This window comes from Pseudomonas sp. JH-2, assembly GCF_036231725.1.
In the GTDB taxonomy this organism is placed as follows: domain Bacteria; phylum Pseudomonadota; class Gammaproteobacteria; order Pseudomonadales; family Pseudomonadaceae; genus Pseudomonas; species Pseudomonas delhiensis.
On sequence record NZ_JAZAQP010000035.1, the window covers coordinates 1 to 13,819 of the forward strand.

The following is a 13,819-nucleotide window of genomic DNA, read 5'->3' on the forward strand; positions in this document are numbered from 1 at the left end:
GCCTCCACCTACCTGATCGACCAGTCCAAGCAGCGCCTGGAGCGCCTGGGCTACTTCAAGACGGTCAACGTCGAGACGCCGGCGGTGCCCGGCACCGACGACCAGGTGGACGTCAACTACAGCGTCGAGGAACAGGCCTCCGGCTCGATCAGCGCCAGCGTCGGCTTCTCCCAGAGTTCCGGGCTGATCCTCGGCGGCTCCATCAGCCAGAGCAACTTCCTCGGCACCGGCAACTACACCAGCATCGGCCTGACCCGCTCGGACTACCAGACCAAGTACAACTTCGGCTTCACCAACCCCTACTTCACCAGCGACGGCGTCAGCCTGGGCTACAACCTGTTCTACCGCAGCACCGACTACAGCAAGTACTACGACGACGATGACGAGGTGTCGTACTACTCCATCGACAGCTTCGGCGCCGGCGTCAGCATCGGCTACCCGATCAGCGAGACCTCGCGCCTGACCTATGGCCTGACCCTGCAGCACGACGACATCACCCCGGGCACCTACAGCGCCGACGAGATCTACGACTTCATCTCCCGCGAGGGCAGTACCTTCAACAACCTCAAGGCCTCCATCGGCTGGTCCGAATCCACCCTGAACAAGGGCGTGATGGCCACCCGCGGACATTCCCAGAGCCTCACGCTGATGGCCACGGTGCCGGGCAGCGACCTGAGCTTCTACAAGGTCGACTACAGCGCCCAGGCCTTCCTGCCGGTGAGCGACCGCACCGCCATCCGCCTGCACACCCAGCTGGGCTACGGCAACGGCTACGGCTCCACCGACGGCCTGCCGTTCTACGAGAACTACACCGCCGGCGGCCTGAGCTCGGTGCGCGGCTTCAAGGACGGCACCCTGGGCCCGCGCAGCACCCCGGCCACCGGCGACTACGCCAGCGCAGGCCAGGCCTACTATTCCGACCGCGACGCGGAAGTGTTCGGCGGCAACATCCTCATCACCGGCGGTGTCGAGTACCTGTTCCCGCTGCCCTTCATCAAGGACCAGAGCCAGCTGCGCAGCACGCTGTTCTGGGACACCGGCAGCGTCTTCGCCGACAAGTGCTACCTGTCCACCACCCAGGGCTGCGGCAGCGTCAGCCTCGACCAGATGGCCATGTCCATGGGCGTCGGCCTGACCTGGCAGAGCCCGCTGGGCCCGCTGAGCTTCAGCCTGGCCACGCCGCTGAAGAAGCCCGACGGCGCCGAGACCGAGGTGTTCCAGTTCTCCCTCGGGCAGACCTTCTGAGCCCGGAATTACCCGCCTTTACCCTGGCTTAACCCAAGTTCACAGTCGCCCTCCCTATGCTGGCGGCACCTGTTCCGGCGGCCCCGCGGCCGCCGCCCTGCCACTCGACCCCGGGGACGACCATGGGCCAGACCGACCACGGCGCGCTGCGCGAGGAAGTACCGCTGCAACTGCTGCACGACGTGCAGCAGCAGCTGCAACGCATCCTCGGCGCGCACTTCACCGCCACCCTCGCCGCCGCCGGCGGGCACGGCGGCGCCAGCCACTACCAGCTGTGCATCCGCCACCACCCCAGCGACCTGTCGCTGGAGCACCGCGGCAGCGTGGCGCCGCCCTTCATCGAGGAACTCTTCGCCCTGGCCTGGCGCATGAAGGCCATGCTCGAATCCGCCGAACTGCAATCCATGGACGAACCCGGCCCGGTGCGGCGCCTGGCCTGGATCAGCGAACTGACCTGCCCCGCCGAGCTGCGACGGGTGGCCGCCAGCCTCTACCCCGCGGCGCGGGTGTTGAGGTGTTCTTCCCGGGGGTAAACCGATGTACCGATGCCCAAGAACCGGGTACCAGCGGAGAGCCCGGTGCGGTCGATGGGCCAATCGCGGACGAAGTCCGCTCCTACGGCCGTGCCTCCCGGCGACGGCTGTCCGGCATGGGCGGGCAATCCGGCGTCAACCTGTAGGAGCGGATCTTATCCGCGAATCGCGCCGATGCTCCCAGCCATCGCGGACGGAGTCCGCTCCTACGCTGCCTGACCGGCCGCGTTCCACTTCCAGGCGGTTGCGGCCGTCGGCCTTGGCGCGGTACAGGGCGCGGTCGGCGGCGTTCACCAGTTGCCATTCCTGGCCGCCGGCCGCCCTGGCCGGGGCGGTGGCCAGGCCGAGGCTGGCGGTGACCGCGCCGAAGGGGCTTTCGCGGTGTTCCAGGCGCTCGGCCGCCAGGCGTTGCAGGAAGCCGCGGGCCACCGCTTCGGCGCCGGCGCCGTCGGTGCTGGGCAGGATCACCGCCAGTTCCTCGCCGCCGTAGCGCGCCACCAGGTCGCCCGGGCGGCGCACGCAGGCGCTGAGCAGCCCGGCCACCACCTTCAGGCAGTCGTCGCCGGCCTGGTGGCCGTAGCTGTCGTTGTAGCGCTTGAAGTGGTCGATATCGATCAGCAGCAGCGACAGCGGCGCGCCTTCGCGGGCGCAGCGGCGGGCCTCGGTGGCCAGGGTCTCGTCGAAGCAGCGGCGGTTGGCCAGGCCGGTCAGCGCGTCCTGGGTGGCCAGCACGCGCAGCTGGTCGTTGGCCCGCAGCAGTTCCTCGCGGGCGCTGGCGAGCTGGCGGCTGGTGCGGGTGCGCCGGCGGATGCCGATGAGCAGGCGCTGGCCGGTCAGGCCGAGCACCGCCAGCAGCGCCAGGGCGATGCCGGCACTGAGCTCGGCCTGGGTGCGCCAATCCTGCAGGACCTCCTCCTTGCTCAGCGCCACCGTGGTCACCAGCGGATAGTGGTCGTTGCGGCGAAACACGTAGAGCCGCTCCACGCCGTCCAGGCGCGAGGTGGCGCTGGCGCTGCCGGAGTCGGCGTGGCGCAGGTAGTCGGTGAACAGCGGCGAGTCCGACAGGTCGCGGCCCATGTCGGCCTCGCGGAAGGGATGGCGCACCAGCAGCTGGCCGTTGTCGCGGGTCAGGCTCATGGCGCCGTGGCGGCCGATGTCGAGCCGGCCGAACAGGCCGAGGAAGTTCTCGATGCTCAGGGTCGCCACCACCACGCCGGCGAAGCTTCCGTCCGGGCGGTCGAGGCGGCGGCTGACGGTGATCACCCACTGGCCGGTGGAGCGGCTGCGGATCGGCGGGCCGATGAAGATGTCCCGCGAGGGGTCGTCGCGGTGGTGGATGAAGAAGGCGCGGTCCGCGCTGCTCGCCCCCGGCGGGACGCTGCCGCTGGACACCAGCAGCCAGCGGCCACGCGCGTCGAACAGGGAAATGCCGAGCACCTGGCTGAGCACCTTCTGCTGGCGCCCCAGCAACCCCTGCAGGTGTTCCAGCTGCAGGGGCCCCAGGCCATCGCTCTCGATGCGGTCGGCCAGGTCCAGCAGCAGCACCTCGCACTGGCGGATGACACCCTCGGTGTAGGAGTCCAGCGCCTGGGTGAGGTTGAGCATGTCGGTGTTGACGTCACGCAGGGTGCGCTCGCGCGAGGACCAGGTCTGCCAGGCGGTCAGCAGTGCCAGGGAGACGCAGATCATGAACAGCAGGAGGGACGCTACGCGGGTATCACGCTTCACGGCATCACGGGCTCAACACGGGGAAAACCGTTGCCGGACGGCGCGGCCCCCTGTCGGGACCGGCACCGGCGATCGGGCGCAGCCGTCTGCGCGCCGGGTATTCTAGCCCGCTGGTGCGAATCCGCCCATGACCGGTCGGTCACGCCGGCGCATCGAGCAAGGCGCTGAGCACCGCGCGCAGCTTGCCCGGTTTCACCGGCTTGTTCAGCAGCGGGATGCCCAGGCGCTGCAGGGCGCGGCGGCAGTCGTCGCTGCGGTCGGCGCTGATCATCACCGCAGGGATCTCGCGGCCGTAGTGGCGGCGCAGGTCGCGCACCAGCTCGCAGCCGGTGGCGCCGTGGTCCAGGTGGTAGTCGGCGAGTATCGCCTCCGGCGGCCGCGGCCCGAGCAGCGCCAGGGCGGCGTCGCGGTCGGTGGCGGTGAGCACCTCGCAACCCCACTGGCCGAGCAGCGCGGCCATGCTGAAGAGGATCGAGGTCTCGTTGTCCACCACCAGCAGGCGCCGGCCCGGCAGCGGGTCGCCGGTGCTCGGGCGCGGCGCGGCATCGCCGCTGGCGCGCGGCGGCAGGGCCTCGGCCAGGGGCACTTCGAGGGCGAACAGCGAGCCGCGCCCGGGCACCGAGCGCACCTGCACCGCGCAGCCGAGCAGCCCGGCGATGCGGTCGACGATGGCCAGGCCCAGGCCCACGCCCTGGCGCTCGGCGGCGCGGCCGGCGTCGAGCTGGTTGAATTCGAGGAAGATCGCCTGCAGCTGGTCTGCCGGGATGCCGCGGCCGGTGTCCCACACTTCCAGGCGCACGCTGGCACCGCGCCGCCGCGCGGCCAGCAGCACGCCACCACGGCCGGTGTAGCGGCAGGCGTTGCTGAGGAAGTTGCGCAGGATGCGCGACAGCAGGCGGGCGTCGGTGCGCACCGACAGGTTGGGGATGCGCACCCGCAGTTGCAGGCCGGACGACAGCGCCACGCTTTCGAACTCCGAGGCCAGCGGGCCGAGCAGTTCGTCCAGGCCGTGCACGTCCAGGTCCGGGCGGATCGCGCTCTGGTCCAGGCGGGCGATCTCCAGCAGGTCGGTCAGCAGGTTCTCGGCGCCTTCCAGGGCCTGGTGGGTGCGCTCCACCAGTTGCTGCTCGGCGCCCGGCAGCTGCCGCTCGCGCAGGGTGGCCACCAGCAGCCGCGCGGCGTTGAGCGGCTGCAGCAGGTCGTGGCTGGCCGCCGCCAGGTACTTGTCCTTGCTGCGGTTGGCCGCCTCGGCGGCGTCGCGCGCCTCGCGCAGCTGCTGGTTCAGCGCTTCCAGCTCGCCGGTGCGTTCGGCCACTCGCTGCTCCAGCTCCTCGTTCAGGGTCTGCAGGCGCTGCTGGGCCAGGATGCGCTCGGTGATGTCGGCGACGAAGCCTTCCACCAGGCCCTCTTCGTCGGGCTTGAGCAGCAGGTTCATGAGCACGTCGACGTGGCTGCCGTCCTTGCGCAGCAGGCGCGTCTCGTAGCCGAACAGCCCGCCCTGCTCGCGCAGCAGGTCGCGGATGCGGCGCATCTCCGCCTCGCCGCCGGCGAACAGCTGGGTCGCCATGTCCTGCAGGTTCCACAGCACCTGCTGCGGGTCGGCGTAGCCGAGCATCCGCGCCAGGGCCGGGTTGGCCGCGCGCAGGCCGTCACTGAGGCTGGCCTGGAAGATGCCGTGCACGGCGTGCTCGAACAGCCACTTGTAGCGGTTGCGCTCGGTTTCCAGTTCCTCCAGGCGCGCCAGCAGCTCGGGGTAGTGGCTCTTGCGCGTGGAGTGGCTGCCCAGGCCGAGCAGCGCCGCCAGGGCGTCCTGCTGGGGCTCAGAGGGCCTCGCCATAGACCACCTCGACGTCGCGCTGGCTGGACTCGCGCGGGTTGGTGAGGATGCACGGGTCCTGCATGGCGTGGCGCGACAGGAAGGGGATGTCGGAGATGCCCACGCCGTGCGGGCCGAGGGTCTCGTGGAAGCCCACGGCGCGCTTGAGGGCGATCAGGTGCTCGACCAGGCGCTGGCGGATCTGCGCGTGGGTCAGGCCGCGGCAGTCGATGCCGAAGGTCTCGGCGATCACCTTGAAGCGCTCGGGCGCGGCGTTGTAGTTGAAGGCCACCACGTGCTCCACCAGCACCGCGTTGCACAGCCCGTGGGGCAGGTCGAGGTAGCCGCCCAGGCTGTGGGACATGGCGTGCACCGCGCCGAGGATGGCGTTGGAGAAGGCCAGCCCGGCCTGCATGCTGCCGAGCATGATCTTCTCGCGCAGGGCGATGTCGTCGGGGTTGGCGATCATCTGCACCAGGTTGCCGTCGATCAGGCGCATGGCCTCCAGCGCGTGGCTGTCGGTGAGCGGGCCGTGGCCGGTGGAGACGAAGGCCTCGATGGCGTGCACCAGGGCGTCGATGCCGGTGCAGGCGGAGAGGAAGCGGTCCATGCTCAGGGTGGTTTCCGGGTCGATCAGCGACACGTCGGGCACCACCGCCTTGCTCACCACCGAGAACTTCATGCGCTCGTCCTGGTTGGAGATGATGACGAACTGCGAGACGTCGGCCGAGGTGCCGGCGGTGGTGGGGATGAGGATCAGCGGCGGGCTGGGCACGCGCAGCTTGTCCACGCCTTCGAACTCGAGGATGTTGCGGCCGTGGGCGGCGACGATGCCGATGCCCTTGGCGCAGTCCATGGGGCTGCCGCCGCCGACCGCGACTATCACGTTGCAGCCTTCGCTGCGGTACAGCTCGGCGCCGCGCATCACTTCTTCCACGCGCGGGTTGGGGGATACGTCGGTGTACAGGCAGTGCTCGATGCCCTGCCCGGCCAGGCTGGCCTGCACGTCGGCCACCCAGCCGGCGGCGAGCACGCCGGGGTCGGACACCAGCAGCACCTTGCGGGCGCCGAAGGTCTTGGCGTAGTTGGCGACGGTATGCCGGCAGCCGGCACCGAAGATGATCTCTGGCGAGACGAATTTGCGCAGCAGGCTGAGGTCGTGGCTCATGGGGTGCTTGTTCTTGTTATGAAATGTTTCCGCGAGCCTACTGCATCCGCCGGCGATTGCAATCCGACCTTGGCGACCGTCAGCCGCCCAGCAGCGCACGGTAGAAGCGCCACTCGGCATCCAGCGCGTGGGCCAGGTTGGCCGCCTGTCGGAAGCCGTGGCGCTCGCCGGGGTACAGGTGGCATTCCACGGCCAGGCCGCGCTGGCGCAGGCTGGCGACCATGGCGCGGGTCTGCTCGGGCACCACCACCGCGTCCAGCTCGCCCTGGAAGAAGATCACCGGCGCCTGGATGCGCGCGGCGTGCAGCAGCGGCGTGCGCGCCCGGTAGCGGCGGGCGTCGCGTTGCGGGTCGCCGATCAGCCAGTCGAGGTAGTCGGCCTCGAACTTGTGCGTCACCCGCCCCAGCGCCAGCGGGTCGCTGACGCCATAGAGGCTGGCGCCGCCGCGGAAACCGCCGACGAAGGCCAGGGCGCAGAGCGCGCTGTAGCCGCCGGCGCTGGCGCCGCGGACGAACACCCGCTGGCGGTCGATCTGCCCGTCGGCGGCCAGCCGCACCACCGCCGCCCAGATGTCCTGCACCTCCACCCTGCCCCATTCGCCGCGCAGCCGCTCGCGGTAGGCGCGGCCGAAGTTGGCGCTGCCGCGGTGGTTGAGGTCGGCCACGGCGAAGCCGCGCTGGGTCCAGAACTGGATGCGCGCATCGAACACCGGGTAGCAGGCCGAGGTCGGCCCGCCATGCAGGAACACCACCAGCGGCGGCCGCCGCCCCGCCGGGCCGCGGCACTGGGCATTGCGCGGCGGGTAGAAGAAGCCGTGGCCGCGCTCGTTGCCGGCCACCGGGTAGGCGAAGGGCTGCGGGCGCGACAGCTCGGCCTCCTGCAGCGGGCACTCGCCGCCGCAGAGCAGCTGTACGTGGCCATCGTCGCGGCCGATGGCCAGCACCGCCGGCAGGCGGTCCTCGGCGGCGGCGATGCAATAGAAATGCGTGGCGTCGGCGGCCAGGGCGCGGAAGCGCGAGAAGTCCGGGGCCAGGCGCCGTTCGCCGCCCTCGGCAGCGCGCAGGACCAGCAGCCCGCGGCCTTCCTCGAAGCGGCTCAGCAGCATTTCGCCGCCGGGCAAGGGCAGGTAGCTGCGCCCGCCCAGTTGCCAGGGCGCCGGGGCATGGTCGGCGGCGGCGAAGGCACCGGCTTGTCCATCCTCGACCTCGGGGCGCCACCAGCCGCTGTGGTCGCTCAGCCAGTGCAGGCTGCCCTGGCCGTCGAAGCGCGGTTGCTGGATCGACTCGCCGCCGCCCTCGCCCGCCAGGCAGCGGCGCAGGCCGTCCTGCAGCAGGCACAGGCGGGTCGCGGTCCAGGGTTGTTGCGGGCGGTCCCATTCCACCCAGGCGATGCGCGCCCCGTCGGGCGCGGCTACCGGCGCGGCGTAGAAGTCCGCGCCCTCGGCGACGACCTGGCGCGCGCCGTCGGCCGCCAGGCGCACGATGCGGTGCACCACCGCGTCGCCCTCGCGGCTTTCCTCCACCGCCAGCAGCGCGTTCCAGGCCGCCACGTAGTGCAGGTCGCCATAGCGGCATTGCGGCCGCGCCGTCAGTTGCCGGGGCGGCTCGCCGAAGCGCAGCCAGCGCACCTGCTGGTCGCCCTCCTCCACCCAGGCCGCGCCGTCGGCGGTGGCGCAGCAGGCGCCGCCGCCGTACTCGTAGACGCGGCTGCGCGCCGAGGCACCGGGCGGCGTCAGCTCCCGCAGCTCGCCGGCGCGCCACAGGTACAGGCGGCAGCGTGCGCTGCGCGGCTCGAACGCCAGCCACAGCAGCCCGCCATGGGCCGCGTGCAGTTCGGCGAAGTCGCGCCCCGCCGCCACCGCGCGCTCGGCGCTCCAGGCGCTGGGCCAGTCGCCGTAGGCCAGGCTGCGCACCCTCAGGCCTTGCAGATCAGCTGCGAGGCACGCTGGTTGCGCCAGGTGAGCTGGTCCAGGCCCTGCGGCGCTTCCTCGGCCTGGCGCCGGGCGTCGAGGATCAGCCCGTGGTGCTCCGACTTGGCGCACACCGGGTCGGTGGCGTCGGCATTGCCGGTGAGCATGTAGGCCTGGCAGCGGCAGCCGCCGTGGTCGCGCTCCTTCTCCGAGCAGGAGCGGCACGGCTCGGGCATCCAGGCATCGCCGCGGTAGCGGTTGAAGCCGAAGGACTCGTACCAGATGTGCTGCAGGCTGTGCTCGCGCACGTTGGGGAACTTGACCGGCAACTGCCGCGCGCTGTGGCACGGCAGCGCGGTGCCGTCGGGGGTGACGTCGAGGAACACGCTGGCCCAGCCGCCCATGCAGGCCTTGGGCCGCTCCTCGTAGTAGTCCGGGGTGACGAAGATCAGCTTGCAGGGGTTGCCGGCGGCGGCCAGGCGCTCGCGGTATTCGTTGGTGATGCGCTCGGCGCGCTCCAGCTGCGCGCGGGTGGGCAACAGGCCGGCGCGGTTGAGTTCGGCCCAGCCGTAGAACTGGCAGGTGGCGAGTTCGACGAAGTCCGCCTCCAGTTCGATGCACAGCTCGATGATGCGCCCGATGTTGTCGATGTTGTGCCGGTGGGTGACGAAGTTGAGCACCATCGGGTAGCCGTGGGCCTTCACCGCGCGGGCCATGGCCAGCTTCTGGGCGAAGGCCTTGCGCGAGCCGGCGAGCAGGTTGTTCACCTCCTCGTCGGCGGCCTGGAAGCTGATCTGGATGTGGTCCAGCCCGGCCTCGGCGAACTGCGCCAGGCGCGCCTCTGTCAGGCCGATGCCGGAGGTGATCAGGTTGGTGTAGAAGCCCAGCCCGCGGGCCGCGCCGATCAGTTCGGCGAGGTCCTGGCGCAGCAGCGGCTCGCCGCCGGAGAAGCCCAGTTGCGCGGCGCCCAGCTCGCGTGCCTGGCGGAACACCTCGATCCACTCGGCGGTGGAAAGCTCGCCGCCCTGTTTGGCGAAGTCCAGCGGGTTGGAGCAGTACGGGCACTGCAGCGGGCAGCGGTAGGTCAGCTCGGCCAGCAGCCACAGCGGCGGGCCGGCGCCTTCAGTGCAGCTCGATCCAGAATTGCGCATGGGCCACCTCGAGGAACGCCAGGATGTCTTCGTCGATGCCCGGCACGCCGGGGAAGCTCTTGCTCAGCTCGGCGATGATCGCCGCCACGTCGCGTTGGCCATCGACGCGCTGGAGGATTTCCCCGGCGCTGTCGTTGAGCTTGACCATGCCTTCGGGGTAGAGCAGCACGTGGCAACCCTGGGCCGGCTCGAACTGCAGGCGGAAGCCGCGGCGGATGCGCGGCACGCTGTCCAGCGAGGGCAGGCTCATCACAGCAGCCCCCGGTGCCAGATGCGCTCGCGGGTGACCGTGTGGTAAGGCGGGCGCTCCAGCTCGTAGGCCATGCTCATGGCGTCGAGCATGCTCCAGAGCACGTCGAGCTTGAACTGCAGGATCTCCAGCATGCGTTCCTGGGCCTCGCGGGTGCGGTAGTGCCCGAGGGTGATGCGCAGGCCGTGCTCGACGTCGCGGCGCGCCTGGGACAGGCGGCTGCGGAAGTAGTCGTAGCCGGCCGCGTCTATCCACGGGTAGTGCTGCGGCCAGGCGTCCAGCCGCGACTGGTGGATATGCGGGGCGAACAGCTCGGTCAGCGAGCTGCTGGCGGCCTCCTGCCAGCTGGCGCGGCGGGCGAAGTTGACGTAGGCGTCCACCGCGAAGCGCACGCCGGGCAGCACCAGTTCCTGGGACAGCACCTGCTCGCGCTCCAGCCCCACCGCCTCGGCCAGGCGCAGCCAGGCCTCGATGCCGCCGGGCTCGCCGGGACGGCCGTCGTGGTCGAGGATGCGCTGCACCCACTCGCGGCGGGTGTCGCGGTCCGGGCAGTTGGCCAGGATGGCGGCGTCCTTCAGCGGGATGTTCAGCTGGTAGTAGAAGCGGTTGGCCACCCAGCCCTGGATCTGCTCGCGGGTGGAGCGGCCCTCGTACATGGCCACGTGGAACGGGTGGTGGATGTGGTAGCAGGCGCCCTTGGCGCGCAGCGCCTGCTCGAATTCGGCGGGGCTCATGGCGGCGTTCATCGCGTACTCCCTCTACAGGTGGATGGCCATGCCGTCCCAGGCCACTTCGACGCCGCGGGCGTCCAGCTGGGCGCGCTCGGGCGAGGCCGGGTCGAGGATGGGGTTGGTGTTGTTGATGTGGATGAGCACCTTGCGCGGCCCGGGCACGCCGTCCAGCACTTCGAGCATGCCGCCGGGGCCGCTCTGGGCCAGGTGGCCCATCTCGCTGCCGAGCTTGTCGCCCACCTCGCAGCGGCGCATCTCGTCGTCGCGCCACAGGGTGCCGTCCACCAGCAGGCAGTCGGCGCGGCGCATCCAGCCCAGCAGGGCGTCGTCCACCTGGCCCAGGCCGGGGGCGTAGAACAGCTTGCCGCCGCTGCCCAGGTCCTCGACGAACAGGCCGATGTTGTCGCCCGGGTGCGGGTCGTGGCGGTGCGGCGAATACGGCGGCGCGGCGCTGCGCAGGGGGATGGCGGTGAAGCGCAGGTTCGGGCAGGCGGGAACGCTGAAGGGTGCGCCGTCCAGCTCGATCAGGTGGTGGCGCAGGCCGCCGTTCCAGTGCTGCAGCATGCTGAACAGCGGGAAGCCGGTGGAGAGGTCCTGGTGGACCATGCGCGTGCACCAGACGTCGTGCGGGCAGCCCTCGCGCAGGCTGAGCAGGCCGGTGCAGTGGTCGATCTGGCTGTCCAGCAGGAGGATGCCGGCGATGGCCGTGTCGCGGACCTTGCGTGCCGGCTGCAGGGCCGGGAAGGCGGCGAGCTGGGCGCGGATGTCGGGCGAGGCGTTGCAGAGGATCCAGCGCTCGCCATCGTCGGACAGGGCGATGGAGGATTGCGTGCGCGGTTGCGCCAGCACCTGGCCGGTGCGCACGCCATGGCAGTTGCGGCAGTTGCAGTTCCACTGCGGGAAGCCGCCACCGGCGGCCGAACCGAGAATACGGATGTGCATGACAGTGCCCCGTGGGCAGGGGCCCCGGAAGACCGGGGCCGGGTGGATCAGCGGTTGGCGAAGTACAGGGTCACTTCGAAGCCAAGGCGCAGGTCGGTGAAGCTAGGCTTGGTCCACATGGGTCTGTCCTCTTCTTGTTGGCCGGCGATTCCGGCAGGTCGAGTTAAACACCGGGGGTGGGTCCTCCGAATGATACTTTCGAAGGAGTTTTCCCCCTGATTTGGTAGGGAGGGGGGGACGGCTTTTTTGTGGATGTGCCTCCCGGTTGCAGGGGTGCGAGTGTTGATGCCGTTCCCTCTCCCTAACCCTCTCCCTGAAGGGAGAGGGGACCGTTCGGCGTGCGCTGATATTTCCGCGTTAGCCGGCTTGCACCGAGCGACCGGCTGACACCAGATCCTCTCTCGGCACGGACTGGCCCCCTCTCCCTTCAGGGCGGGGCGCGCAGCCGAGGGCTGGGGAGAGGGAGCGGAGTCACACCAAGACACCGCGATCACCGCGAGGCACCCAAGCCTCCTCCCCCCAAAAACAAAAAACGCGGCCAAAGCCGCGCTCGACAGTCCCGCCGCGCCCGGAAGTGGGAGGGACGCACGGGTCGCCCACGGACGGGCGCATCGAAAAAAGGTGGCCCGGTGGAGCGCCGGGCGCGGGTGTTGAACACGCTTGCCGGAACCGGCCCGCGCCCCCGGATGGGGACGGGTTCGCGGGCGGCCGGCCTACCTCAGAAGAAGCCCAGCGGGTTGACGTCGTAGCTGACCAGCAGGTTCTTGGTCTGCTGGTAATGGTCGAGCATCATCTTGTGGGTCTCGCGGCCCACGCCGGATTTCTTGTAGCCACCGAAGGCGGCGTGCGCCGGGTACAGGTGGTAGCAGTTGGTCCACACGCGGCCGGCCTTGATGCCGCGGCCCATGCGCCAGGCGCGGTTGATGTCGCGGGTCCAGACGCCGGCGCCCAGGCCGAACTCGGTGTCGTTGGCGATGGCCAGGGCCTCGGCTTCGTCCCTGAAGGTGGTGACGCCCACCACCGGGCCGAAGATTTCCTCCTGGAACACGCGCATGCCGTTGTGGCCCTTCAGCAGCGTGGGCTGGATGTAGTAGCCGCTGGCGAGGTCGCCGGACAGGCGCTCGCTCTGGCCGCCGGCCAGCAGCTGGGCGCCCTCGTTCTGGGCGATGTCGAGGTAGGAGAGGATCTTCTCGTACTGCTGCTGCGAGGCCTGGGCGCCGACCATGGTCTCGGTGTCCAGCGGGTTGCCGCGCTTGATCTGGGCGATCTTCTTCTGCACCTCGGCCATGAACGGCTCGAAGATGGATTCCTGCACCAGCGCGCGGGACGGGCAGGTGCACACCTCGCCCTGGTTGAAGAAGGCCAGCACCAGGCCTTCGGCGGCCTTCTCGATGAAGCTCGGCTCGGCGCGCATGATGTCGTCGAAGAAGATGTTCGGGCTCTTGCCGCCCAGCTCCACGGTGGACGGGATGATGTTCTCCGCGGCGCAGTGGAGGATGTGCGAGCCCACCGGGGTGGAGCCGGTGAAGGCGATCTTGGCGATGCGCTTGCTGGTGGCCAGGGCCTGCCCCGCCTCCTTGCCGAAGCCCTGGACGATGTTGAGCACGCCCGGCGGCAGCAGGTCGCCGGCGATCTCGGCCAGCAGCATGATCGACAGCGGCGTCTGCTCGGCCGGCTTGAGCACGATGCAGTTGCCGGCGGCCAGGGCCGGGGCCAGCTTCCAGGCGGCCATCAGCAGCGGGAAGTTCCACGGGATGATCTGCCCGACCACGCCCAGCGGCTCGTGGATGTGGTAGGCCACGGTGCTGTCGTTGATCTCGGCGGCGCCGCCTTCCTGGGCGCGGATGCAGCCGGCGAAGTAGCGGAAGTGGTCGGCGGCCAGGGGCACGTCGGCGTTGAGCGTCTCGCGCACGGCCTTGCCGTTGTCCCAGGTCTCGGCCACGGCCAGCTGTTCCAGGTGTTGCTCGATGCGGTCGGCGATCTTCAGCAGGATCAGCGAGCGCTCCTGCACCGAAGTGCGGCCCCAGGCATCGGCGGCGGCATGGGCGGCGTCCAGCGCGCGCTCCACGTCCTCGGCGGTGGAACGGGGGAACTCGGCGATCGGCTGGCCGTTCACCGGCGAGGTGTTGGTGAAGTACTGGCCAAGCACCGGCGGCACGAATTCACCGCCGATGTAGTTGCCGTAGCGCGGCTTGAGGGTGACGACGGCACCGGGGGTTCCGGGTGGGGCGTAGATCATGGCGAAGCTCTCCTGTGGCGTCCCGGCGCACCAAGCCCGGGCCTTGCGGCGATCTTAGGCAGCGCCCGCGCCGGCCAGGAATGCGCCCATGGGCGTGAGGGGATAGT

Annotated in this window: 12 protein-coding genes; 2 read left to right on the plus strand and 10 right to left on the minus strand. The window is 70.4% G+C overall.

Translation table 11 applies throughout. From position 1 onward, the window contains the following. Both bamA and VV867_RS21525 read left to right on the plus strand, forming a co-directional pair. A partial coding sequence (gene bamA / locus VV867_RS21520) for an outer membrane protein assembly factor BamA (protein WP_328567515.1) occupies positions 1–1,245 on the plus strand: 1,245 nt, incomplete at its 5' end. Between the two features lie 122 nt (positions 1,246–1,367). Then, positions 1,368–1,778, plus strand: a complete 411-nt coding sequence (locus VV867_RS21525; protein WP_328567516.1) for a hypothetical protein — start codon at positions 1,368–1,370, stop codon at positions 1,776–1,778. 135 nt (positions 1,779–1,913) lie between these two features. On the opposite strand, the gene VV867_RS21530 is transcribed toward VV867_RS21525, so the two are convergent. The 10 genes from VV867_RS21530 to exaC form a co-directional block, all read right to left on the minus strand. Further along, the gene (locus VV867_RS21530) at positions 1,914–3,506 is read right to left on the minus strand and encodes a sensor domain-containing diguanylate cyclase (RefSeq protein ID WP_328567517.1); all 1,593 of its coding nucleotides are present in this window, start codon (positions 3,504–3,506) and stop codon (positions 1,914–1,916) included. Positions 3,507–3,645: 139 nt separating this feature from the next. Next, the gene (locus VV867_RS21535) at positions 3,646–5,343 is read right to left on the minus strand and encodes a PAS domain-containing hybrid sensor histidine kinase/response regulator (RefSeq protein ID WP_328567518.1); all 1,698 of its coding nucleotides are present in this window, start codon (positions 5,341–5,343) and stop codon (positions 3,646–3,648) included. Next, positions 5,327–6,490, minus strand: a complete 1,164-nt coding sequence (gene ercA / locus VV867_RS21540) for an alcohol dehydrogenase-like regulatory protein ErcA (protein ID WP_328567519.1) — start codon at positions 6,488–6,490, stop codon at positions 5,327–5,329. The genes VV867_RS21535 and ercA overlap by 17 nt, the downstream gene beginning before the upstream one ends. Before the next feature lie 79 nt (positions 6,491–6,569). After that, positions 6,570–8,402, minus strand: a complete 1,833-nt coding sequence (locus VV867_RS21545) for a S9 family peptidase (protein ID WP_328567520.1) — start codon at positions 8,400–8,402, stop codon at positions 6,570–6,572. A 2-nt stretch (positions 8,403–8,404) separates the two neighbouring features. Then, the gene (gene pqqE / locus VV867_RS21550; RefSeq protein WP_089392311.1) at positions 8,405–9,550 is read right to left on the minus strand and encodes a pyrroloquinoline quinone biosynthesis protein PqqE; all 1,146 of its coding nucleotides are present in this window, start codon (positions 9,548–9,550) and stop codon (positions 8,405–8,407) included. Continuing rightward, a complete protein-coding gene (pqqD, locus tag VV867_RS21555; RefSeq protein WP_109936277.1) occupies positions 9,522–9,800 on the minus strand; it encodes a pyrroloquinoline quinone biosynthesis peptide chaperone PqqD in 279 nt (92 codons plus the stop codon). The genes pqqE and pqqD overlap by 29 nt, the downstream gene beginning before the upstream one ends. Further along, positions 9,800–10,546, minus strand: coding sequence for a pyrroloquinoline-quinone synthase PqqC (pqqC, locus tag VV867_RS21560; RefSeq protein ID WP_109936276.1), 747 nt, complete (start codon positions 10,544–10,546; stop codon positions 9,800–9,802). Before pqqC ends, pqqD begins: the two co-directional genes overlap by 1 nt. 12 nt (positions 10,547–10,558) lie before the next feature. Continuing rightward, entirely contained in the window at positions 10,559–11,473 is a 915-nt protein-coding gene (pqqB, locus tag VV867_RS21565; RefSeq protein ID WP_089392308.1) for a pyrroloquinoline quinone biosynthesis protein PqqB, read from the minus strand. Positions 11,474–11,520: 47 nt separating this feature from the next. After that, positions 11,521–11,592: a pyrroloquinoline quinone precursor peptide PqqA gene (gene pqqA / locus VV867_RS21570; protein ID WP_003106462.1), complete on the minus strand. Its 72-nt coding sequence runs from the start codon at positions 11,590–11,592 to the stop codon at positions 11,521–11,523. 599 nt (positions 11,593–12,191) lie between these two features. Further along, positions 12,192–13,712, minus strand: coding sequence for an acetaldehyde dehydrogenase ExaC (gene exaC, locus VV867_RS21575; RefSeq protein ID WP_109936275.1), 1,521 nt, complete (start codon positions 13,710–13,712; stop codon positions 12,192–12,194). Positions 13,713–13,819: the final 107 nt, after the last annotated feature.